The 23,793-nt window shown below is 59.4% G+C and carries 22 protein-coding genes; 16 read left to right on the top strand and 6 right to left on the bottom strand.

Translation table 11 applies throughout. The features are described from left to right. Positions 1-4: 4 nt before the first annotated feature. Positions 5-217: a 50S ribosomal protein L31 gene (gene rpmE, locus ACMHYW_RS03785; protein ID WP_027705243.1), complete on the bottom strand. Its 213-nt coding sequence runs from the start codon at positions 215-217 to the stop codon at positions 5-7. Positions 218-531: 314 nt separating this feature from the next. On the opposite strand from rpmE, the gene ACMHYW_RS03780 reads away from it, so the two are divergent. From ACMHYW_RS03780 to ACMHYW_RS03710, 15 genes are all read left to right on the top strand, one after another. Continuing rightward, positions 532-2,772 carry a primosomal protein N' gene (locus ACMHYW_RS03780; protein WP_414500957.1) on the top strand — a complete coding sequence of 747 codons (2,241 nt, stop codon included), beginning with the start codon at positions 532-534 and terminating at the stop codon, positions 2,770-2,772. Positions 2,773-2,971: 199 nt separating this feature from the next. Further along, positions 2,972-4,657 (top strand): arginine--tRNA ligase, encoded by a 1,686-nt coding sequence (gene argS / locus ACMHYW_RS03775; RefSeq protein WP_414500956.1) that lies wholly within the window; start codon positions 2,972-2,974, stop codon positions 4,655-4,657. Continuing rightward, the gene (locus ACMHYW_RS03770; RefSeq protein WP_414500955.1) at positions 4,658-5,422 is read left to right on the top strand and encodes an SPOR domain-containing protein; all 765 of its coding nucleotides are present in this window, start codon (positions 4,658-4,660) and stop codon (positions 5,420-5,422) included. 108 nt (positions 5,423-5,530) lie between these two features. Continuing rightward, positions 5,531-6,295, top strand: a complete 765-nt coding sequence (locus tag ACMHYW_RS03765) for a fructosamine kinase family protein (protein ID WP_414500954.1) — start codon at positions 5,531-5,533, stop codon at positions 6,293-6,295. Positions 6,296-6,560: 265 nt separating this feature from the next. Continuing rightward, a complete protein-coding gene (gene hslV / locus ACMHYW_RS03760) occupies positions 6,561-7,082 on the top strand; it encodes an ATP-dependent protease subunit HslV (RefSeq protein ID WP_414500953.1) in 522 nt (173 codons plus the stop codon). Next, positions 7,082-8,419, top strand: coding sequence for an ATP-dependent protease ATPase subunit HslU (gene hslU, locus ACMHYW_RS03755; protein WP_414500952.1), 1,338 nt, complete (start codon positions 7,082-7,084; stop codon positions 8,417-8,419). The genes hslV and hslU overlap by 1 nt, the downstream gene beginning before the upstream one ends. Before the next feature lie 189 nt (positions 8,420-8,608). Then, positions 8,609-9,040: a gamma-butyrobetaine hydroxylase-like domain-containing protein gene (locus tag ACMHYW_RS03750; protein WP_414500951.1), complete on the top strand. Its 432-nt coding sequence runs from the start codon at positions 8,609-8,611 to the stop codon at positions 9,038-9,040. A gap of 267 nt (positions 9,041-9,307) precedes the next feature. Beyond that, positions 9,308-10,057, top strand: coding sequence for a bifunctional demethylmenaquinone methyltransferase/2-methoxy-6-polyprenyl-1,4-benzoquinol methylase UbiE (gene ubiE, locus ACMHYW_RS03745; protein ID WP_414500950.1), 750 nt, complete (start codon positions 9,308-9,310; stop codon positions 10,055-10,057). Positions 10,058-10,079: 22 nt separating this feature from the next. After that, positions 10,080-10,727 carry an SCP2 domain-containing protein gene (locus tag ACMHYW_RS03740; protein ID WP_414500949.1) on the top strand — a complete coding sequence of 216 codons (648 nt, stop codon included), beginning with the start codon at positions 10,080-10,082 and terminating at the stop codon, positions 10,725-10,727. Continuing rightward, the gene (ubiB, locus tag ACMHYW_RS03735) at positions 10,727-12,349 is read left to right on the top strand and encodes a ubiquinone biosynthesis regulatory protein kinase UbiB (protein WP_414501464.1); all 1,623 of its coding nucleotides are present in this window, start codon (positions 10,727-10,729) and stop codon (positions 12,347-12,349) included. The genes ACMHYW_RS03740 and ubiB overlap by 1 nt, the downstream gene beginning before the upstream one ends. A gap of 79 nt (positions 12,350-12,428) precedes the next feature. Further along, positions 12,429-12,779 (top strand): phosphoribosyl-ATP diphosphatase, encoded by a 351-nt coding sequence (locus ACMHYW_RS03730; RefSeq protein WP_414500948.1) that lies wholly within the window; start codon positions 12,429-12,431, stop codon positions 12,777-12,779. Between the two features lie 114 nt (positions 12,780-12,893). Next, positions 12,894-13,079 (top strand): hypothetical protein, encoded by a 186-nt coding sequence (locus ACMHYW_RS03725; RefSeq protein ID WP_414500947.1) that lies wholly within the window; start codon positions 12,894-12,896, stop codon positions 13,077-13,079. Between the two features lie 2 nt (positions 13,080-13,081). Further along, the gene (gene tatB / locus ACMHYW_RS03720) at positions 13,082-13,591 is read left to right on the top strand and encodes a Sec-independent protein translocase protein TatB (RefSeq protein ID WP_414500946.1); all 510 of its coding nucleotides are present in this window, start codon (positions 13,082-13,084) and stop codon (positions 13,589-13,591) included. Next, positions 13,581-14,378 (top strand): twin-arginine translocase subunit TatC, encoded by a 798-nt coding sequence (tatC, locus tag ACMHYW_RS03715; protein WP_414500945.1) that lies wholly within the window; start codon positions 13,581-13,583, stop codon positions 14,376-14,378. Before tatB ends, tatC begins: the two co-directional genes overlap by 11 nt. 331 nt (positions 14,379-14,709) lie before the next feature. Beyond that, complete coding sequence (locus ACMHYW_RS03710; RefSeq protein ID WP_414500944.1) at positions 14,710-15,441, top strand: hypothetical protein; 732 nt, start codon at positions 14,710-14,712, stop codon at positions 15,439-15,441. 215 nt (positions 15,442-15,656) lie between these two features. Here the strand turns inward: ACMHYW_RS03710 and ACMHYW_RS03705 are convergent, their stop codons facing one another. From ACMHYW_RS03705 to metE, 3 genes are all read right to left on the bottom strand, one after another. Continuing rightward, positions 15,657-16,901, bottom strand: a complete 1,245-nt coding sequence (locus ACMHYW_RS03705) for an FAD-dependent oxidoreductase (RefSeq protein ID WP_414500943.1) — start codon at positions 16,899-16,901, stop codon at positions 15,657-15,659. 219 nt (positions 16,902-17,120) lie between these two features. Next, on the bottom strand, positions 17,121-17,561 hold the full coding sequence (locus ACMHYW_RS03700) for a VOC family protein (protein ID WP_414500942.1): 441 nt from the start codon (positions 17,559-17,561) through the stop codon (positions 17,121-17,123). Positions 17,562-17,753: 192 nt separating this feature from the next. Further along, positions 17,754-20,045 (bottom strand): 5-methyltetrahydropteroyltriglutamate--homocysteine S-methyltransferase, encoded by a 2,292-nt coding sequence (gene metE / locus ACMHYW_RS03695; protein WP_414500941.1) that lies wholly within the window; start codon positions 20,043-20,045, stop codon positions 17,754-17,756. Between the two features lie 155 nt (positions 20,046-20,200). On the opposite strand from metE, the gene ACMHYW_RS03690 reads away from it, so the two are divergent. Further along, on the top strand, positions 20,201-21,118 hold the full coding sequence (locus ACMHYW_RS03690) for a LysR family transcriptional regulator (RefSeq protein ID WP_414500940.1): 918 nt from the start codon (positions 20,201-20,203) through the stop codon (positions 21,116-21,118). Positions 21,119-21,290: 172 nt separating this feature from the next. Here ACMHYW_RS03690 and ACMHYW_RS03685 read toward each other — a convergent pair whose 3' ends face one another. Both ACMHYW_RS03685 and ACMHYW_RS03680 read right to left on the bottom strand, forming a co-directional pair. After that, positions 21,291-22,943: an ATP-binding protein gene (locus tag ACMHYW_RS03685; protein ID WP_414500939.1), complete on the bottom strand. Its 1,653-nt coding sequence runs from the start codon at positions 22,941-22,943 to the stop codon at positions 21,291-21,293. After that, on the bottom strand, positions 22,943-23,668 hold the full coding sequence (locus ACMHYW_RS03680; RefSeq protein ID WP_051523837.1) for a winged helix-turn-helix domain-containing protein: 726 nt from the start codon (positions 23,666-23,668) through the stop codon (positions 22,943-22,945). Before ACMHYW_RS03680 ends, ACMHYW_RS03685 begins: the two co-directional genes overlap by 1 nt. Between the last annotated feature and the right edge of the window lie 125 nt (positions 23,669-23,793).

Genomic DNA, 23,793 nt, shown 5'->3' with positions numbered 1-23,793 from the left:
GCGATTAGCGTTTGATAGCAGCACCGAAACGCTTGTTGAAGCGTTCTACGCGGCCGCCAGTAGTCGCCTGTTTCTGCTTACCAGTATAGAACGGGTGGCAGTTGGAGCATACGTCCAGAGACAGGTCGTGATCTGCAGTTGTGTGAACTTCGAAGGAAGCACCGCAAGAGCAGTTGGCAGTGATGGTGTTGTACTGCGGATGGATACCGGGTTTCATGAGCATATACCTCATAGAGACATGCCGCCGCGCGATCACCAGAGGTGTCGGGCACCGCATGCGTTGATGATTAGAATGGGTATTTTCTCTCACCGCACGTACAACAATCAACCGACGTATTGCAGCACCACGCGCGTAAGAAGCGCTGCATTATAACACGTGTCCTCAGCGAATGACCACTCCCTCTGACACTCATGTTTCGGCTTGCGCGATCCGCACGCGGCCCCCATCATCATGGCATGCTGAATACGATGGCGCGGAGTTCCTACCGACGGCTGCGCCTGACTCCCTGATTTGCCGTGAACGATACTGCCATGTCTCTCCCGCTGGTTCTTCATGTGGCGGTGCCTTCTCCACTGCGCCGCCTGTTCGATTATCGTCCGTCCCGCACAGCCCCCGAATGCGGCTGGTGCAAGGGCATTCGTGTCCGCGTATCGTTCGGCAACCGCACGGTGGTCGGCATCGTCATGGGCGTCGACAGCAACAGCGACCTGCCCTACGCCGATCTGAAACCGGTCACCGACGTACTGGACGACGCTCCGCTGCCGGAAGACTGGTTACAGCTATGCGAATTCACGGCCCGCTACTATCAGTACCCGCTGGGCGAAACGCTGGCCCACGCTCTGCCCAAGCTGCTGCGTCAAGGACGCGCCCTCGAAGCACAGACCCGCGAGCGCTGGAAAGTCGCCACGCAGAAAAACGGCACGCCCTTTAGTGAGGAAGAAAAGAGCGAGCGTCTGGGCCGAGCTACCCGCCAGAAAGCACTGCTGGCCCTGTTGGAACAACATCCGCTCGGCATGTTCAGCAGCGCTATCATGGCGCACGGCTTCACTCGCCCTCAGCTGGAAGGGCTGGAACACAAGGGATTGATCTCTCATCAGCAGGAATGGGTAACGGGAGGCGCTTCGTCCAGTAAGCCACTGTTGGCCGAACCCGCTTTACCACTTAACCGTGAGCAGGGGGAAGCGCTGTCGCGCCTGCATCAGGTTATCAATGAGTTTGCCCCCGTACTCCTTCATGGCATCACGGGCAGCGGCAAAACCGAAGTCTACCTCCAGTTGATCGACGCGGTGCTGCGCCGCGGCAAGCAAGCGCTGGTGCTGGTGCCGGAAATCGGTCTGACACCGCAAACCCTGTCGCGTTTCCGCAAGCGCTTCAATGCGCCAATCGTGGTCATGCACTCCAACATGAGCGACACCGAGCGACTGGACGGCTGGGAAGCGGCGCGCTCTGGCCGCGCCAAGATTGTTATCGGAACGCGATCGGCCATCTTCACCCCCATGCAGGCGCTCGGCACCATCATCGTCGATGAGGAGCATGACAACTCCTTCAAGCAGCAGGACACCCTGCGCTACAACGCACGCGATCTTGCGCTGGTCAGAGGACGCCGCGAGAACGTCCCGGTCATTCTGGGCAGCGCCACGCCGTCGCTGGAAACGCTGCTGCACGCACGCCAAGGCCGCTACTGCTATCTGCGCCTAACCCAGCGTCCCGGCAACGCTATGCCAGCAAAGTTGGAGCTGGTCGATCTGCGCATCGGGCAGCGGCGCGGCGGCATCGGGGCCGTCGCGCTCAAGGCCATCAAAGCCCAGCTGGAAGCGGGCCATCAGGTGCTGGTATTCATTAACCGGCGTGGGTTTGCTCCCACATTGAGCTGCCAAGCGTGCGGCTATGTGTTTGAGTGCAGCCACTGCGATGCCCGTCTGACTTATCACCGCCAGCCCCCCATGCTGCTCTGTCACCACTGCGAGCATCGCTGGCCCATTCCCGATGCCTGCCCTAAGTGCCAGAGCGCCGACCTACGTCCGCTGGGAGCCGGCACCGAACGCGCCGAGGAAACGCTGGCCGAACTGCTGCCAGACGTACGCATTCTGCGCATCGACCGCGACAGCATGCGCCGTCGCCATGCGCTTGAAGAAGCCATCGACGAAATCAAGCGTAACGAACCTTGCCTGCTGGTCGGCACCCAGATTCTGGCCAAAGGGCATCACTTCCCTCACGTCACGCTCGTGGTGGTAGTCAACGCCGATGGCGGCCTGTACAGCGCCGACTTTCGTGCCCCCGAACATATGGCGCAGCTGCTGGTACAGGTGGCGGGCCGCACCGGACGTTCTTCGCTGCCGGGGCAGGTGCTGATTCAAACCATGCATCCCGACGATCCAATGCTGACCACCCTAACCACCGAAGGTTATGACGCACTGGCCGACCAGCTGCTGGACGAGCGCCGCATGGCGCAGCTCCCCCCGTTCCAGCATATGGCACTGTTACGCTTCGAAGGTGCACAGATGGAACAGGTGATGACGCTGGCTCAAGAAGTGGCCGATACCGCGCGCGCGCATATTCAGCAGCATCAGCTGCCCGCCCTGTGCATGGGGCCATCGCCCGCCCCTATGGAGCGCCGTCAGAACCGTTATCACGTACAGCTGCTGGTCACCAGCGAGCAACGCAGCGCACGCCATGACACGGTAGCCTGCTTGATTCAGGCGTTGGCTCAGCACCCATTGGCGCGCCGCTGCCGCTGGTCGGTGGATATCGACCCACAGCTAATGGGGTAACCCCGCCAAAGCATGCCGCCAGTCACTTTTAATCACCGCTTGGCGCGCACACGACTTGAGCCGTGTAGCCCGCTGCCACATAATGGCGCTATTCAGCACCGCCGTTCGTCCGCGAATGGGCGGTGCCCTATTTTCGTAACCGGTGCACCGTGCCATGCCTGCATCGGCCTTCAGGTCCTTCCGACGATACGGCTTCTTCATGAAAGATACCCTTGTTTCCCTGCTCGAACGCGCCCTTGATTCCCTCAAGGCCGATGGTGTCATCCCAGCAGATGCAGCCCCGGCCATCCGCCTGGACGCCGCCCGTGACAAGAGCCACGGCGACTATGCTTCTAACATTGCCATGATGCTGGCCAAGCCGGCAGGCATGCCGCCGCGCGCACTGGCCGAGAAGCTGGTTGCGGCACTGCCGCAGGACAACGCCGTCAGCAAGGTCGAGATCGCCGGGCCGGGCTTCATCAACTTCTTCGCCAATAGCGCCGCAGCAGCCACCGTCGTACGCACGATCCTCGACAGCGGCAAGCAGTTCGGCCGCCATAACTTCGGCAAGGGTGAAAAGGTGCAGGTCGAGTTCGTCTCTGCCAACCCGACAGGGCCGCTGCACGTAGGCCACGGCCGCGGTGCCGCAGTGGGCGACAGCATCTGTCGCCTGCTGGAAGCGACAGGCCACGACGTCACCCGTGAGTTCTACTACAACGATGCCGGCGCGCAGATCACCAACCTGACCCTGTCGGTGGCCGCTCGCATCAAGGGACTGACACCGGACGACGCGGAATGGCCGGACGATGGCTATCGCGGTGAGTACATTCAGGACGTGGCCAAAGCGTATCTGGACGGTGCCACCATCGAAGCGGACGACCGCAAGGTCACGGCGAAGGCCGATCCCGACGACATGGAGGCGATTCGCGAATTCGCCGTCGCCTACCTGCGCCATGAGCAGGATCTGGACCTTAAGGCGTTCAACGTCAGCTTCGATGTCTATTTCCTTGAATCCTCGCTCTATCAGGACGGCAAGGTTGAAGAGACCGTCAAGCGTCTGATGGACAACGGCTATGTCTACGAAAACGAAGGTGCACTGTGGCTGCGCACCACCGAGTTCGGCGACGACAAAGACCGCGTTATGCGCAAGCAGGACGGTCACTACACCTACTTCCTGCCTGACGTTGCCTATCATCAGGACAAATGGAACCGCGGCTTTACCACCGTGGTCAATGAACAGGGGGCCGATCACCACTCGACGGTCACCCGCGTTCGCGCAGGCCTTCAGGCGCTGCAAACGGGTATCCCGCAAGGCTGGCCGGAATACGTGCTGCACCAGATGGTCACCGTGATGCGTAGCGGTCAGGAAGTGAAACTGTCCAAACGTGCAGGCAGCTACCTCACCCTGCGCGACCTGATCGAAGAAGTGGGCTGCGATGCGACCCGCTACTTCCTCGCCGTGCGTCGTGTGGATTCACAGCTGACCTTCGACATCGACCTGGCCCGTTCGCAGTCCAGCGACAACCCGGTCTACTATATCCAGTACGCACATGCGCGTGTTTGCAGCGTACTGCGCAAGGCCGAAAGCGAAGACAAGGCATTCGATCAGGCGCTGGCCCTCGACAATCTGGCCCTGCTGGAAGACGAGCGCGAAAAGCACCTCTTCAACCGCCTGTCCGCCTATCCTGAAGTGGTCAAACGTGCTGCCGTACAGCGTGAGCCGCACCAGATCGCACAGTATCTGCAGGATCTGGCCAGCGAGTTCCATACCTACTACAACGCCGTCCGCGTCATGGTCGATGACGATGCGCTGCGCAACGCCCGTCTGGCGCTGGGCATCGCTGTTCGCCAGACCCTGCGCAACGGCCTCGAATTGCTGGGCGTATCGGCCCCAGAGGAGATGTAAATGGCCCGCGGAGCCTCCCGCACACCTTCACGGAAGAAGACGACACCGCGTTCCGCTTCGACAGGCTCTAGTGGCTTGCCGGGGTGGGCAAAAGGCGCGCTGCTCGTTGCCGTAGGCTTTGGCATTGCTTACTTTGTCTTCGGCAAAAAGGAAAGCTCTGCACCAACTCCCCCGACACCGCCGCTCGTCAGCCCCGTTCAGCCGCCCACGGCCGGGAACGTGGGCAAGCCAGCAGCGACGGCACAGCGCCCCGCCACGTCGGCCGCTCAGGCACCGCAGGAGCAGAAGAAGAACGAAGCGCAAAGCTTCGACTTCTATACCATTCTGCCGTCGTCCGAGATTACACCGACCTCGTCGGCGCCTATGCCCCGCGCGACACAGGCTCCCGCGGCAACAGTAGCACCGTCTCGCCCAGCCGTAGCAACAACGGCAACGCAGGCGCGCCCATCAGAAGCACAGCCCGCCGCCGTTGCGCGCCCTGCGCCGGCAGCAGCGACGACCAGCGCCCCTGCAGCAGCCAGCACCAGCGGTGCCAGCTACATTCTGCAGTCGCTGTCGACCAGCTCGCAGGAAGGAGCCAACACCGTGGCCGCACGTCTGCGTGATCTGGGCCTGCCGACACAAGTACGGGCCGTGCAGCTTGCGAACGGCAAGACCACCTACCGCGTGCAGTCTGGTCCGTTCCCTGAAGGGGCCGAACGCGATCGCGCGCTGGGACTGATCCGCGTACAGCATCTGGACCCCATGGTGATCCGAGTACGCTGACGTCGAACCGGATGTACGTCTACGGCCCGTGCCGCCATGCTTTGCTTGCATGTCGATCACGGGCCGTCTTCATTTCGAGAGCAGCTCAACGGACAAGGAGAAGTGCCGATGCAGACGCATACCAAGCGCGCACCCGATGCACCGAAAGGCTTTCTGGAAACCGAAGCGGCCGGTCTGGAATGGCTACGCGAAGCCCACGGTGCCGAAGTAGTGAAAGTGGTATCCGTATCGGCGTCGACGCTGGTGCTGGAAGCGCTGGTACGCGGCCGCCCCAACGCCGACATGGCCTATCGCTTCGGCGAAGCGCTGGCCCACACCCATGCCGCAGGTGCAAAAGGGTTCGGTGCGCCTCCCCCTCTGGCACCGCTTGATCACGGCTATTACGGCCCCACGGAAGAACCGCTGCCGATGGCCTATGCTGACGAGCACCAATGGGGCCGGTTCTTCGCCGACCATCGACTGCTAGCCTATGCTCGAATCGCCCATGCGCGCGGCCAGCTGGCATCATTGGCCCCATTCGAACAGCTAGCCGAGCGGCTACGCGCAGGCGATTTCGACGACACCTTGCCCCCCGCTCGCATCCACGGCGACCTGTGGTCAGGCAATCTGCTGTGGACACCCACTGGCGGCGTCCTGATCGACCCTGCAGCGCATGGCGGTCACCCACTCACCGATATCGCCTCGCTGGCCCTGTTTGGCGTCGCCCATTTCGACGATATCGTGGCGGGCTATCAACACGTCACCCCGCTTCCCACACAGTGGGAAACCCTCATCGACCTGCACCAGTTGCCTTGTATCCTGCTGCATGCCGCGCTGTTCGGCAGCGTCTATGGCGCACAGGCACGCCAACTGGCACAACGCTACCTGCACTAGCGATCAAGCCTGCGATGCACGGCAGCAAGCAGTGGTGCCGAGCTCTTGCATAGCAGTGCACGATCGTCGGCAAGACTGCGCCACAGGCACACATTCGTGCCAGATTCTAAAAGAAACACTTCTTTTCAGCATAAATTGACGGGGATTAGAAAAAATCCCCCTTGATTTGCATGCGAGCAGCCCGCACCTACAACGTCATGTGCTGGTGATTTATCGAGTTCATCCGACACACCAGGCCACCACTCACTAGTAGCGAGAGAACACAATGACCACGATTGTATCCGTGCGTCGGGGAAATCAGGTTGCCATCGCCGGCGACGGCCAGGCCACCATGGGCAACACCGTAATGAAAGGCAACGTCTGCAAGATCCGTCGCCTCTACCGCGGTCAGGTACTGGCAGGCTTTGCGGGCGGTACCGCCGATGCCTTTACGCTGTTCGAGCGCTTCGAAGCCCAGCTTGAGAAGACACAGGGTCACCTGACCCGCGCCGCCGTTGAAATGGCGAAGGAATGGCGCAGCGACCGCGCCCTGCGCAAGCTGGAAGCGATGCTGGTCGTGGCCGACCATACGGCCTCATTGATTGTGACCGGTACGGGTGACGTCATGGACCCCGAGCACGGCATCGCCACCATCGGCTCCGGCGGTATGTACGCCTATGCGGCGGCTCGCGCCATGCTCGAAAACACTGAACTGACCGCGCGGGAAATTACCGAGAAAAGCCTGAATATCGCGGCAGATATCTGCGTGTATACCAACCACAACATCAAGCTCGAGGTGTTGGACTGATGAATGTCAAAGCACAGATGACGCCGCGCGAGATCGTTCATGCTCTTGACCAGCACATCGTCGGTCAGAAGGAAGCCAAGCGTGCTGTAGCCATTGCGCTGCGCAACCGCTGGCGCCGCATGCAACTGGACGACAGCTTCCGCGCCGAAGTGACGCCGAAAAACATCCTGATGATCGGGCCAACCGGTGTCGGCAAGACCGAAATTGCACGTCGTCTGGCCAAGCTCGCCAACGCCCCGTTCCTTAAGATCGAAGCCACCAAGTTCACCGAAGTGGGCTATGTTGGTCGCGATGTGGAATCTATCATCCGCGATCTAGTCGAGATGTCGATGAAGCTGGTGCGCGAACAGGCCCAGCAGGAAGTGCGCAATAAGGCAGAAGACGCAGCAGAAGAGCGCCTGCTTGACGCCCTGCTGCCACCGGCACGCGGCGGTGAATACGACAGCGCCGCCCGTAAAGACAGCTCTACACGTCAGGTCTTCCGTAAGAAGCTGCGTGAAGGCGAGCTGGAAGACAAGGAAATCGACATTGACGTCGCGCCGAACGTCAATGGCACGATGGAGATCATGACACCGCCGGGCATGGAAGAAATGGCCAGCCAGCTGCAGAACATGTTCTCTAATCTTGGCAAGCAGAAACGCGAATCGCGCCGCATGACCGTGGCCGAAGCACGCAAACTGCTGATCGAAGAAGAAGCGCAGCGCATGGTCGGCGATGACGACATCAAGCAGCGCGCCATTGAGGCCGTCGAACAGAACGGTATCGTCTTCATCGACGAAATCGACAAAGTCACCAAGCGTGGCGAGAACACCGGCGGTGGCGATGTCTCCCGCGAAGGCGTCCAACGCGACCTGCTGCCACTGATCGAAGGCTGCACGGTCTCGACCAAGTACGGCATGGTGAAAACGGACCACATCCTCTTCATCGCCTCTGGTGCGTTCCATTTGGCCAAGCCGTCCGACCTGATTCCGGAATTGCAGGGACGTCTGCCGATCCGCGTCGAGCTGAGCGCGCTGACACCGGATGATTTCGAACGCATCCTGACCGAGCCATCTGCCGCTCTGACGCGCCAGTATCAGGCGCTGCTGAAAACCGACGGCCTCGACATTGAGTACACCGCCGACGGTATCAAACGCATCGCCGAAATCGCGTATCAGGTCAACGAAGGCACCGAAAACATCGGGGCACGTCGTTTGCACACCGTCATGGAACGGTTGCTGGAAGAACCCCTGTTCGCCGGTGGCGAGCTTGAAAAGCAGGTCATCGACCGTGCATACGTCGATGAACGTCTGGGCGATCTGGCCCGCGACGAGGATCTGTCGCGCTACATCCTGTAAACAAGCGCACGTCCTCCAGGCCGCTGGCACAAACGGCTGTCACTTACCACCGTGATGATCCTACTACGCCAGCCGGTCTTCCACGGGCACCTTCGGGTGCCCGTTGCCGTATCTGCATGACATACTTTCACAATCCCGACAATATCATCAGCATCACCCAATGCCCCCGCAGTCACGAGGTACGCTCCCATGACGGATACGCCACTTCCCTGCCACGTTCACTATCACCGCGATCAACGCATGCTTGAACTGATCTACGCAGCAGCGGACAGCCAAGGCACGCCCCCCGCACAGATCGATGACGAAGGGCGCGACCATTATTGGCTGCCTGCCGAACTGCTGCGGGTCTACTCGCCGTCGGCCGAAGTACAGGGCCACTCTCCCGAGCAGGCCATACTGCAAACGGGCAAACGCACGGTCGGCCTCAACGACATCACCCCCGTCGGACGCTACAGCCTCAAACTGCACTTCGACGATGGCCACGACAGCGGCTTGTTCACTTGGGAATACCTGTATCGCATGGCACGCGAACAGGACGCATGGTGGAACCGCTATCTGGCACAGCTGGAAACCGCCGGTGCATCGCGCGAACCAACGGCCATTACCTTCAAAGCCCTCTAACCGGGGGCGGTCGAACGAACAATATTCCCCTAGTTAGCGCTGCCATAAGCGGACACATTCAGGCATCTTGGCCGCTCGCCAGCGGCTAGCGTCACTCTGAGCGACATCCATCGCGAGGCCTTCATCATAATCAGAGGCCATGTCGGCAGACATTGCGGCCCTGCAACGCTAAACTCTAACTATCCATCGCTTTATTCGACATTCATCCGGCTGGCCTGCCCTTTTGGGATTACGCAGGCCACGATAAGACGCCTCAAGGGACACATCATGGACGACAAGCGCACGACCCACTTCGGATTTCAGAACGTACCCGTCGAGGAAAAGGCCAGCCGCGTTGCCAACGTATTTCACTCCGTGGCACAGCGCTATGACCTGATGAACGATCTGATGTCGATGGGCATCCACCGCATCTGGAAGAAGCTGACCATCGAAAAAGCGGCGGTTCGCCCCGGTCAGACGATCCTCGACATTGCAGGCGGCACGGGCGACCTGACTGCCAAGTTCGCCAAAAAGGTTGGCCCGACCGGCCGCGTGGTGCTGGCTGATATCAACGCTTCGATGCTGAACGTCGGACGCGACAAGCTGATGAACATGGGCATCGGTCATGAAGTGGAATACGTTCAGGCCAACGCAGAAAGCCTGCCGTTTCCCGACAATACCTTCGATCGCATCACGATCGCCTTTGGCCTGCGTAACGTCACGGACAAGGACAAGGCCCTGCGCTCAATGGCACGCGTACTCAAGCCGGGTGGCCGTCTGCTGGTGCTGGAGTTCTCAAAACCGACCAATCCTCTGTTTGAGAAAATCTACGACCAGTACTCGTTCCAGATCCTGCCGCGTATCGGCCGTCTAATCACGCAGGACGCCGATTCCTACCGCTATCTGGCCGAGTCGATCCGCATGCACCCTGATCAGGAAACGCTCAAGGGCATGATGGAACAGGCCGGACTGGACCGCGTCGAGTACACCAACATGACCAACGGTATCGTCGCCCTGCACACAGGCATCAAGTTCTGAACGGCCGAGGCACAGCTGGCTCATGATGTTTCTACCCCGTTTTATGCTCAGGCGTGCCGAGCGAGCGCTCAACGCCCTGCTGCAGCGCGATCCAGCCACGCCCCAGCGTCTGGCTCCACTGGCCGGACGTTCGCTGGGCCTCGTGCTGACCGCACCAGCGACCCAGATCGTACTGGTGGCGACTGACACCGGGCTGCGTATTGCCGATGACTCATCGGCCTCCTCACCGGATGTTCGCCTTACGCTGACACCGGCGGCCCTCGGTGCGCTGCTGGGCGGAGCCGATATCGAAACCGTCATTCTGCAAGGCAGCGTACGGGCGGAAGGCGATACGGCACGGCTGAGCCACTTCGGCACCCTGCTACGCCGTCTGAACCCGGATCTGGAAGGCGCACTGGCCCAACTGATCGGTACACTGCCCGCCCACGCGCTGATGAGTCAGCTGCGCCGCCAGCATGCGCTGTATCGCAGTACTTGGACACAACTGCGCAACGACAGTGCCGATTACGCGACCGAAGAAGCGCGAGTAGTGGTAGGCCAGCGTCAGCTTCACGTCATCCGTGACCAGTTGGATGAACTTGTGCGCCAGTTGGAACGCAACGAACGGCGCTTGGCCCATATCGAACACCGCTGCACTTCCCTCGACGACAACAAGGAGCCACCCGCGTGATGCTAACGCGCCTGCTGCGGATTTTCTGGGTCATTGCTCGCTACCGCCTTGACCTGCTACTACCCCGCCACCGCCTGCCCACACGGATGCGTCTGCTTCTGCTGGTGCTGCCGTTCTGGCTGTTTCCGAAGCGCGATCTTCCCCGCGCCGTACGGCTGCGCGTGGCGCTGGAAACGCTCGGGCCAATCTACGTCAAGTTCGGTCAGATGCTGTCGACACGCCGCGACCTACTGCCCAGCGATTTTGCGACCGAACTGAAGAAGCTACAGGATCAGGTTCCCCCGTTTCCCAACGACGTCGCGCGTCGCGTGGTTGAAGAAAGCCTTGGTGCCCCTATCGACCGTCTGTTCTCGCACTTTGAAGCGTCACCACTGGCGTCGGCTTCCATCGCTCAGGTGCATGCGGCACGACTGCCTGAGGGTGATGATGTCGTGGTCAAAATCATCCGCCCCGGCATCGACAAGGTGCTACGCAGTGACATGCTGCTGCTGACCCGTGTGGCACGCCTGCTGCGCTGCGTGCCCGAGTTCCGACGCCTGCGCCCGGTCGAGGTGGTCGAAGACTACCGCCTGTCGCTGTTCGACGAACTGGATCTGCATAAGGAAGCGGCCAATACCTCGCAGCTGCGCCGCAACTTCAGCCAGTCGCACCTGCTGTACGTTCCGACGCTCTACTGGCCGCTCACGCGTCGCAATGTCATGGTACAGGAGCGCATCTACGGCATTCCGGTGGCGGATATTGAGACCCTGCGCGCCAAGGGCGTCGACCTGCGGCTGCTGGCCGAACGTGGCGTCGAGATCTTCTTCACCCAGGTCTTCCGCGATAACTTCTTCCACGCCGACATGCATCCCGGCAATATCTTCGTGGATGCGCGCGATCCGGCCGACCCTCGCTATATTGCTATCGACTGCGGCATCGTCGGCAGCCTGACGCGTGAAGATCAGGACTATCTGGCTCGCAATATTCTAGCGTTCTTCCACCAGGACTATTACGAAGTCGCGGCCCTGCACATCGAATCGGGCTGGGTGGGTGAAGGCACTCGTGCCAACGAATTTGCATCGGCCATCCGCGCCGTATGCGAGCCGATCTTCGAGAAACCGCTGAAGGATATTTCTTTTGGGCAAGCGCTGATGGGGCTGTTCCAGACCGCACAGCGTTTCAATATGGAAGTGCAACCGCAGCTCATCCTGCTGCAGAAGACGCTAATCAACATCGAAGGGTTAGGCCGTACGCTCTACCCCGAGCTAGATCTGTGGCACACCGCCAAGCCCTATCTCGAAAACTGGATGCGCGAGCGCTCAGGGCCACGCGGGCTGTGGAAATCGCTCAAGCGCCATGCGCCCGAACTGACCGATCGACTGCCCGAGCTGCCGCTGCTGGCACACCAGGCCTTGCGTACCTACGCACACGGGCAGCGCCACCGCCAGCAACTGGCAGTGGCACAGTCACAGCAGCTGCGTCAGTCACGCCATCAGCCGCGCCGCTACCGCCGCCTGCGCATCGGGCTACTGCTGTTGGCCACGGCACTGGCGTGGCAGCCCTTCTTGAGCGACTGGGTGGCCGAGCAGCACTGGAGCACTCTGACGGCCGGCGCGGTGGGTCTACTGCTGTTACTGCTGTAGCGTCATTCCCATCCGCAGTATGATAGAAAGGCCTCGGGCACATCCGAGGCCTATGCCACGATAACGACAAGGTCTACCGATGAGTGATGTTTTCGATCGTCTGAGCCAGGTACTGGCAGAGCGCCGCAACGCGTCCCCCGACTCTTCTTATGTGGCGCAGCTGCACCATAAAGGGTTGAACAAGATCCTCGAAAAAGTAGGCGAAGAAGCCACCGAGATGATCATTGCCGCCAAGGATGCCGAACATCCGGCCGACGCCGATCGTGAACGACTTCGCCTTGAAGCCGTCAAAGAAACGGCCGACGTCTGGTTCCACTCTCTGGTAGCGCTTTCACACCTCGGACTGGGGCTTGAAGACGTCGAGGCCGAACTGGCACGCCGTTTCGGTACCTCAGGACTGGAAGAGAAAGCATCACGCACCCGCTCCTGATGGCCGCCACTGGCGCATTCCTTGCACACAGAATGATGCGATACCGATCGCCGAACGCGCCCGTGGACCGAACAGGCTTTATCGAGTCACCTTGATGTCCCTGCGAGAATCCCAATGCTGAACGGCGTATCCCTTTCTTCCGTCATGATGGTCATAGGTGTCCTGCTGATCGTACTGGCCCTGTGGCGACTGCTGCGCGTCTTCCGTCCAGCGAACCGCCATCGCAAGGCAGCGGCCTCCGCCGAAACGACACGGCAGGAACCGGCCATCGGCTCATCGGATAGTGAACGAGGTGAATAATCATGCTGGATTTCAGCCTGTCAGAACTGGCGGTCGTCGGCACGATAGCGCTGGTCGTACTGGGCCCTGAGCGGCTGCCCAGTGCCGCGCGAACGGCCGGACGCTGGATCGGCAAGGCACGCCGCTTTGCGACCCAGATGCAGCAGGAACTGACCTCACAGCTGGACGCAGAAGAACTGCGCAAGGAAATGAGCGAGCATCAGCGCCTGCTGGATGAACAGATGCAGGAGACGCGACAGGCCCTCGCTCAGGTGCAGCGCGACACCCAGCACGCCCTAACGGATGCCACGGTTGATCCGACGAAGCCCGTATCAACCGCGATGGCACCGCCTCGCGATCACTACGCGCAGCAAGACGAGGTGGCACCTTGGCGGCCCGCCGCCTCCACGCCAGCACCATCCCTACCCGTGCAGGATGCACCGCGCCCGCGCATTGCGGCGAGTGCCCTACGCCCCACGCCATCTTCAGACAGCAACGCCGCTACCACGACAAGGAATGCCGATGACTCATGAAGCGCCTTCCTCTGCGCCCGACGATGAAAACGGTGGCCTGCGCGCCCCGCTAATCGAACACCTGATTGAACTGCGCAAACGACTGATTCGCTGCGCACTGTCGATCGTAGTCGTTTTCCTCGCGCTCTACCCGTTCTCCAACCGACTTTACGAGTTCGTATCCGAGCCGCTTATCCGCATGATGCCGCAGGGCACACGCATGATCGCCACGGAAGTGGCATCACCGTTTCTTGCCCCGTTTCGCCTGACCGTACTGACGGCCATCGTAATCACGGTGCCTTTCCTGCTCTATCAAATCTGGGGCTTCGTCGCGCCCGGCCTGTACCGCAAGGAAAAACGGCTGGCGCTGCCGCTGCTGGTCTCCAGCGTACTGCTGTTCTATCTAGGCATGGCCTTTGCCTATTACGTCGTCTTCCCCGTGCTGTTCCATTTCTTCACGGGCACCGTGCCCGCACACGTTGAAATGATGACGGACATTGACGCCTATCTCTCTTTCGTCGTGAAGCTGTTCATCGCGTTCGGCGTTGCGTTCGAAGTGCCTGTCGCCACGGTTCTGCTGGTGATGACCGGCATCGTGAGCGTCGACACCCTGAGTAAGAAACGTGGCTACGTGGTCATCGGCTGCTTTGTGATCGGCATGCTGTTTACGCCCCCCGATGTGCTCTCACAGTGCATGCTGGCTGTTCCCATGTGGGTACTGTTCGAAGCCGGCCTGCTGTTTGGCCGCTTGGTCAGTCGGCGTCAGTCATCACCCGATGATGAAGAGGATGCACAGGCAGACGACTAGCGCATCGCCCATGCCATACGGTAGCGGGAGCTGATATCTCCGCCCCGCTGCCCATCTTCCCACGTTATCCTCACTCGCCCACCTAATCTTGCCCCACCCCGTCTTCCCGCGTGAGCCGTCTTGAACGCAACGCCAATGCTTAACACCGTTCATCACGCACGACATCCTGCATCATGGCTTACGCACGCCCCCCTTTCATCTCCAGCAAAATCAGTCCATTGCTCGCCGAAGAACACCATTATCTGGCACTATTCGCACACGACAACAGTACGGAGGCCTATACGGCGCCCGTAACATAGGGATTATTTTGAATCAAAAGAGGGGAAAATAAATGACGTCGAACACTGCATCCCGTCACTCATTCAAGTGGGCACTGATCAGCATCGTGCTCGGTGGTGCGATGTACTACCTGCTGCCCTGGCACAGTATGCTGCTGAGCAGAGATATCTATGACATTCTGGTCAACCACACGCCGATATTCTATCCGCTATTTGCATGGCTGATGGCATTTTCCAACGGCATCATAATCGTTGCACCGCTGATGCAATTGCTAGGGCTGTACTATTTCCATCAGATCATCATCATGAAACTTCCGCTAAATGAGAAAGATCTGATGCTGTTTAGAGGCAGCATCACGCTTATCTTCGCCTTGCTGGCGGCCTTTTTTGCGGCGATAGCTACACTGACCCTGCTGACCCCCAATCACTACGGTCATGAGCCCTGCAGCCATATTATTCTGATAGCGCTTCTACAGCTGCCAATGGTGGCAGCACTGTGCGGTCCCTGCCTATCGATCGCCCAACAAGGGGGGAAGCGTTCGATGATGGCCGCGTCAGGGGCCTTTCTGTTCATTGTCTTTGCCTTACCTGCCATCAGGGTCTACTCCCTGCTAGCATTTAATAAGTATCTGGCCTACATGGTGCTTACCCATGCAGCCTTTACAGCCATCAATGTACTGTTTGCTACCCTGCTAAGAATGAGCGGTATTTCGCTGCGATCGACGCTGTACGGTGTAGCCCTTGTCCATATCTTCTCTCATATCGTGGCCCTACTCTTCATATGACACTGCGTACCTGCTGCGCACCATGATTCCGTCGCGGCATCCGCTGAGGCCATGAACCATCGCATCTGGCTCCTACGAAAAGCCCCCTCTTACGGCGAATAAGAAAGGGCTTTCTGTATGGCGAGCGGCCATTAACGTCGATAATAACGATCAGCAATGATATGGCCTAGAGCACTATTCGCAATGGCCGGGGTAACACAACGCGATACTGGGCACTAGGCCGGACGTGAGCGCTTCCAGAGCGGCAGCGCTTCCTTTAAGGCACCGATCCAGGGCACGGAGCGCGCGTCGCGCTGCTCACAGTTCAGCCCCACAAAATGCTGGAAGGGATGGCTGACCGTCATCGCCAGATAGCGCAACTTGCGCGATATCGCATCGCGCTGAGTGAACAGTCGAGCGATCTCCTGCGTCGCCAGATACAGCGGGCGGGCGGTCAGCTGAGCGCGACGTGCTACGGTCGCCACCACACTATCGCCTCCGATATCATCACCGTTCTGGCAGGCCACAGCGACCTCGGCCGCCAGCGAACGCGCCCCCATCAGCCCTAGGTTCAGTCCATGCGCCGTGATCGGCAGCATGCCGACGGCGGCATCCCCCAGCAGAATGGTACGTTCAGCGTGAAAGCGATCAGCATAGCTACCGCTGAGCGGCACGCGGTAGCGCGACGACGTCAGTGCGATATCCCCCAGTCGCCCTTGCAGGCGTGTATCCAGATAGGCGCGCAGAGTCCCTTCATCCATCATCATCACGCGATCGGCATCGACAGGTTTCAGCATCAAGGCCAGCGATGTCTGCTGCCCCTGCAACGGCAGCGTAGCAATGCTACCGCCATTATCGAACTGCTGTAGCGTCCAACCATCGTGGGGCTCAGAGTGCTTCACTCGACAGCACAGCATGTCGAACCCTTGGTCATCTGTACGGTGGCTGATATTGACGAGCGAACGCGTTTTGGAACCGCGACCATCAGCGGCCACCAGCAAGCGGGCATCCAGCGAACGTCCATCATCAAGCGTCAGCTGAACGCGATCGGACAGCATGCGGACACCGCTCAAGCGACGCTCCAGTAACGGCTGAAAACCGGCCTGCCGAGTCACCAAGGTGAACAGCTCATCACGCAGACGATGTTCAGGGATGAACTCCCCCACTCGGTCCGCCCCCGGTACCGGTCCAAACGACAGCGAGCGAGACACTTCTAGATCACTAACGCGCGCGCCGCGGATAGGAGAACGCTCACCGTCAGCGAGTCCATCCAACGCTCCCAATGTATCAAGCCAGTCCAGAATACCGTTAGATAAGGCCACATCGCGCCCGTCGTATTCGGAATCTTGCAGCGAGGCAGCAGGCCGTGGATCAATGACGGCAACGGACAACCCCTGAACCAGCAGCGCCAGCGCAGCGCTGAGCCCTACCGTTCCCGCCCCGATCACTGCAACGTCAACGGTATCGCGTTCTTGATGCATCAAATGTCCCTTGTGGTGTTCCTGCGGAAGAGTTCCCTTTCCATTGCGCCCATGCAGGTCTGCGGCAAGGTGTCCCCCAGTCTAGCAGCATCGGCAACGGCATCGGAGCGCAAACACCGCTGAATGAGGAATGTTCACGCGGAGGAAAACACCCTTCACATCGATGTGGACATCAGTGCATGAAGGATGTATAGCGGCGTGGGCAACACGCGGGGCAACTTACCAGCTGCCCTGATTTTCCATGCTGCTCCACGGTTCAGCAGGCGCGAGCGCTTCGCCTTTCTGCAGCAGTTCGATGGAGATGCCATCTGGAGATTTGACGAAGGCCATATGCCCATCACGGGGCGGCCGATTGATCACAACACCATCGTCCATTAGACGCTGACAGAGGGTATAGATATCATCGGTTTCGTAAGCCAGATGACCAAAGTTGCGACCACCGCTGTAGGTTTCGGGGTCCCAGTTCCAGGTCAGTTCGAGTTCGGGAGCGCGCTCGGAAGACGAGCGGACTTCATCGTGTGGAGCGGCCAGAAAGATCAGCGTGAAGCGTCCTTTGTCGTTATCGACGCGGCGCATTTCGCGCAGACCCAGCAGGTCGCAATAGAAATGGAGGGAGGCATCGACATCCTGGATACGGACCATCGTATGTAGATAACGCATGAACAGCACTCCTTGTTGTTGCGGGCAACGATCGTGGCCTTGATATCCACTGTAGTGACGTGTGGATCACTTTGCCTATCGTTTGCCTGCTTATCAAGCGCCGTTCATGCGTTAACGGATTATCGATTGTTCGGGGATCCGCAGTGCTGCGGATCGCAGGCCTTCACCGGAAAGGCAAGGGCCTGATACAGCTTACTTCTGGTAGCGAGCGCGCAGCTGGCGAGCAGCAGCCACCATGTTGTGCAGTGCCGGATCAACTTCTTCCCAGCGACGCGTTTTCAGACCGCAGTCTGGGTTGACCCACAGACGTTCGACCGGAATGTACTGCGCTGCTTTGTCGAGCAGATCAACGATCGCTTCGACACTCGGGATGTTCGGCGAGTGGATGTCGTAGACGCCCGGGCCGATTTCGTTCGGGTATTCGAAGCTACGGAACGCTTCCAGCAGCACCATGTGCGAACGAGAAGTCTCGATGGTGATGACGTCGGCATCCAGTGCAGCGATGGATTCAATGATGTCATTGAACTCGGAGTAGCACATGTGGGTGTGGATCTGCGTTTCGTCCTGTACGCCAGCAGCGGACAGACGGAAGCAGCCTACGGCCCATTTCAGGTACGCGTCCCATGCACTGCGCTGCAGCGGCAAACCTTCGCGAACGGCAGGTTCATCGATCTGGATGATGCCGATACCGGCTTTCTCAAGGTCGACCACTTCGTCACGCAGGGCCAGAGCGATCTGGCGGCAAGTGACTTCGCGCGGCTGGTCGTCACGGACGAAGGACCACTGCAGAACCGTAACAGGACCGGTCAGCATGCCTTTCATCGGTTTGTCGGTCAGCGACTGAGCGTACTGGCTCCAGCGTACCGTCATCGGCTGCGGGCGTTCGACGTCACCAAAGATGATCGGCGGCTTAACGCAGCGAGAACCGTAGCTCTGAACCCAACCGTTGCGCGTGAAGGCGAAACCGTCGAGCTGCTCACCGAAGTACTCGACCATGTCGTTACGTTCGGCTTCACCGTGCACCAGTACGTCGATGCCGTATTCTTCTTGGCGTTTAACCGCATCGGCGATCTGAGCCTTCATCTGCTCTTCGTAGCCCGCCTGATCCAGCTCGCCACGTTTGAACTGACGACGTGCGGCACGGATTTCCTGCGTCTGCGGGAAGGAACCGATAGTGGTCGTCGGCAGCAGCGGCAGGTTGAAGCGTGCACGCTGTGCTTTAGCACGTTCCGCATACGGGTGCTGACGGTCGTAATCGCTGTCTTTGACAGCTTTCAGACGGTCGGCCACGTGTGTGCGGTGAACGATCGTGGAGGCAGCGCGATCGGCAACGGCCTTGGCTGCATCTTCAGCGGCGGCTTTGTCAGCATCGCTGGCACTGCCATCGACCAGACGGGAAACCAGTGCGATTTCATCCAGCTTCTGGCGTGCAAAGGCCAGCCACGGTGCCAGATAGTCCGGCAGGTCGGTTTCAAAGGACAGATCGACCGGCGTGTGCAGCAGAGAGCTGCTACCTGCAACCCACAGACGATCGCCCAGTGCGGTGTGCGCTTTTTCCAGCGCGGCAGCTGCCGCCTTGGTATCTTTGCGCCAGATGTTACGGCCGTCGATGACACCCAGAGACAGCACTTTGTCCTGCGGCCATGCGTTCAGGTAATCAGCGTCTTGGCCTTTACCAAATACGAGGTCAAGGTGAACACCGTCAACCGGCAGTTCAGCTACCCATTTCGCCAGCTGCTGTACGGCACCGAAGTAGGTCGCCAGCAGAATGCGCGGGCCCTTGCCTTTCAGCGCGGTGTAGGCTTTCTGTACGGCCTGCGCCCATTCAGCCGGAATTTCCTGAACCAGCAGCGGTTCGTCGAGCTGAACCCATTCAACGCCCTGCGCTTTCAGTTTCGCCAGTACTTCACCGTACAGCGCCACCAGCTGGTCGAGGTAGTCAAGACGGGAAGCTTTACCGGTAGCACGTGCCAGCCACAGATAAGTGACCGGACCGATCAAGCTGACCTTGACGTTGTGGCCCAGGTCCAGCGCTTCCTGCACTTCATCAAACAGGCGAGTACTGCTGAGGCTGAAGGTCTGACCGTCTTCCAGTTCCGGCACCATGTAGTGGTAGTTGGTACCGAAGAATTTGGTCATCCCGCAAGCGGCGGCCGGCTTGCCGCTCGGCGCACGGCCACGAGCCATGCGGAAATAGGTGTCGAGGTCGACTGCTGTTCCGGCTTTGTGCTCGAAACGCGCAGGAACGGCACCAATCAGCGCAGTGATATTGAGAACGTGATCGTAGAAGGCGAAGTCGCCGACAGTGACAAACTCAAGACCGGCCTGTTTCTGGTCGTTCCAGTGGCGAGCACGCAGTTCACGTGCGGTGGCTTCCAGTGCATCAGCGGAAACATCACCCTGCCAGTAACCTTCCTGAGCTTTTTTCAGTTCGCGCTGTGCCCCAATGCGCGGATAACCAAGAGTATGTGCCGTAACGGTCATGTACCTGTATCCTGTGTGTAGAGAAAAGGGAAAGCGATGGATGGTCGAGAGCCGTAAACAGCTCTGTGTGTCGGCCTCTGCTTATGGATTCAGTCTCCTTTGCATTCGAGATTGAATCAAACTCATAAATTTCATCATTTGAGTGAATATAATTCATGCCACGCCTCGAAATCAGACATTTGCGCACTCTGGTCGCCCTGCGTGACAGCGGATCACTGGTAGAGGCCGCCGAACGGGTGCATCTGACCCAGTCGGCCCTCTCCCACCAGCTCAAGGAGCTGGAGGGGCGTGTCGGTACGCTGTTCAAACGCAAGACGCGTCCCATCCAATTCAGTCCCGTTGGCCAGCGCTTACTCGTACTGGCCGATCAGGTACTGCCGCAGATCCGCCTCGCCGAACGCGACATCGACCGTCTGATGCGACGCCATGAAGCACGTCTTCACATGGCGATCGAGTGCCACAGCTGTTACCAGTGGCTGATGCCGACACTGGATCACTATCGCCAGCAATGGCCCGATGTCGAAGTCGACCTGATGGGTAGCAATGTCTTCGAACCCCTCACGTCACTCCTGCGTGAACAGCTCGATCTGGTCATCACCTCTGACCCGCAGCCACTGGACGGCATTGAATACATCCCGCTGTTCCGCTACGAGAGCCTGCTGGCCGTCGCCCAAGACCATCCTCTGGCAAAACGCGCATGGGTGGCACCGGAAGATCTTCGCGAGCAGGTACTCATCACCTACCCCGTCGAACATTCACGATTGGATGTCTTCAGCAAGTTCATGACGCCCGCAGGCGTCTACCCGGACGAAGTACGCACCGCCGAACTCACCATGATGATGGTGCAGTTGGTAGCCAGCGGCCGTGGCGTCTGCGCGCTACCGAACTGGGCCCTCACCGAATACCTCAACCGCCAGTACGTCAAGGCACTGAAGCTGGGCGAACAAGGCATCTGGAGCACGCTGTACGCCGCTATTCGTCAGGAACAGCGCGAACAGCCTTGGATGAAGGCGTTCCTGCAGATCGCTCGCAAAACCTCCTCCGAAGAGCTAGACGGTATTCAGCTGCCATGAGGGACGGCGCAACGTCTGCGCATGAATCAGAATTAGTGTAGCGCCAATGCAGAGGCGCACGGTATACGGCACATCGCTATAAGAACATGCCTACTGGCACTAAGAGAGGAAGGTAGGAACAGAAGAGAGGGAGATCACGCAGGCGAGAGTGTTGCCCGCACGCCAACCACGATCAGCGGCTGACGCGCGGCAACAGCGCCTGCTGTTCCTGCCCCTTGGCATCCTGAGGGGGCGTAGGGATTAGCATGGAGAAGCGTGCGCCGTTCAGACTGGGCGCAGAAGAGATAATTAGCCGACCGGCGTGCCAAGCCACGATCTTGGAGACGATGGCCAACCCGAGCCCATGCCCGCTTGAGAACGGATTAGGGGCCGACGAGCGCGTGCGGCTACCGTCCAGACGCACGAACGGTTTGAATACCTTGTTACGGCTACTGGCAGGAATCCCTGGCCCATCATCGTCGATCTGGATGCACGCCACGCTGCGGATATAGGCCAGACGAACCTCAACCTGCTCCTCAGCATACTGGCATGCATTGCACAGCACGTTGAGCAGTGCACGTTTCAGATAGCGCCGATCGGCCAGCACCCACAGTACGGCCCGCCCTTTCATGCGCACCTCGATATGCGGATAGCGTACCGCCAGCTGCTCAATCAGATCACTGATCAGCTCATGTGCTTCGATCCACTCCTTGGCCAGCGGCAGCTGCCCTGCCGAGCTTTCCAGGCGCGAATAGGTCAGGATCTCGTCCATCAGGTGGTCAATGGCTTCGATATCATTGTCGATGTCGCTGAGCTGGCGCTGGATGGCCTCGGACTCACTGATATCCGCCACCATCTGCAACGCGAAGCGAATACGCGCCACCGGCGTACGGAACTCGTGTGATACCGCCTGAATCAGATCCTGCTGCGCACTGAGCGACGCCTGCACCTGCTCCGCCATGGCATTGATAGCATGGCTTAACGGGTGAAACGGATCATGGAAGTCGACAGGCACACGATAGGTGAAATCACCCCGCGCAATGCGCTCGGCCGCCCGCTGCAGACGCGCGAAGCGTCGCTGCCGGATAGAAATAAGCCAGCACCCCATCGCCACCAGCAAGACACCCAAAGCTATCAGTAGCATCACCACAGGCATGATCGGCGTCGCGGTGTAGAACGTGATCGGTCCTGCCGCAATCCAATGGCCATCGTTGAGCAACGCATACATCGACAGCGACGGTCCCTTAGCGGAGATCGAGGTCACGATCTGATGCGCGCTAAGCTGCTCACGCTGCTCGGGCGTCATGGTGGAAAGCGACTCGCTTCCCATCTGCATCGGCCAGTCACTGGTCAGACGTAGTCGATCGAAACGCGCATCGCGCGCCTTGGGCGGTTGCTGCTCAATCCACTCACGCAGCAGTTGCATGAGAATGATGGGCTGACGTTCCGTGAAGGAAATGGTGTCCAGCACAAGCACCTGACGCCCATCGGGCAACAGGTGAAAGAGACGCCAGCCGTTATCGCTGGCTTCCACAACGGTCTGTAGACTGTCTAGCCGCCGTTGCTGGAAATAGTTGAAGTGCAGCGTGGCTTCGTCAATAAGCGACAGATCGACACCCAACCGTTGGCCCCACACCGCCACCCAGTGCGCCTGCTCGGAAGGCTGCTTGCCTTCCAGCATATACGACAGGAGCGCCATGGGCATGCTGGCCGTCTGCTCACGGTAGTGCTGGGCCCTCCAGGACTCCCAGTACCAGAAGGCCGAGGCTGCCAGGGTCAGAATCAAGACAACCAACAGGATGAAGCGTCGATAACCAGCAAGCACTGGGCGTTTCAGATAAGACATCAAGCATCTCTGACAAACAGGTAGCCCTTGCTGCGTACCGTCTTGATACGCTGCGGATGATGCGGGTCGTCGCCGATCTTGGGACGAATACGTGACACTCGGACGTCGATCGAACGATCCTGTCCGTCATACTTGATGCCACGCAGCGCCGAGAATATCTCTTCTCGAGTGAGTACTCGCCCCGCGTTGGATGCAAGCAACCATAGCAGATCGAACTCGGCACTGGTCAGATCGATACGTTCGGCGTTCAGCCAGGCTTCGCGCGTTCCCGCATCCACTACCAGATCCTTGAACTCTAGGCGGGCATCGGAAGGTGCCGTTTCCACGGTTTCCGAACGGCGCAGAAGCGCGCGCATGCGTGCAAGCAGAACACGGGGAGGTACAGGTTTCGGGACGTAGTCATCTGCGCCCATTTCCAATCCCAGCACCTGATCCATGTCATCCGTGCGGGCAGTCAGCATCAGGATCGGACCGGCATACTGGGGGCGTACGCGGCGGCAGATAGACAAGCCATCTTCCCCCGGCAACATAAGATCGAGAATGACAAGATCCGGCCGCAGTGACAGGATGGTCTTCACGCCACGACTGCCATCATGTTCAACGCTGACCTTGAAACCGCTCCCTTCCAAATATTCCTTGGTCAGAGCGGCCAACCGCTCATCATCTTCGATGATCAGGATATGATCGTTTTCCAAAGCACACTCCATCGCTCGCCCTGTCGTCATTTTGAGGCGCTACCGACACATTCTGCTGTCATAGGCCTGTCATCATCGCCAGGACATCGTCGCCGGATGGTCGATTGACCCCCCTTCCTGAAAGTCAGCGTTCCGGCAACGTCCTGTGCCTGGCT

Source organism: Zymobacter sp. IVIA_12111.31 C1, assembly GCF_047495495.1.
Lineage (GTDB): Bacteria > Pseudomonadota > Gammaproteobacteria > Pseudomonadales > Halomonadaceae > Zymobacter.
The sequence above is the reverse complement of the archived record's forward strand: the minus strand, read 5'-3'. Positions and strand labels throughout refer to the sequence as shown.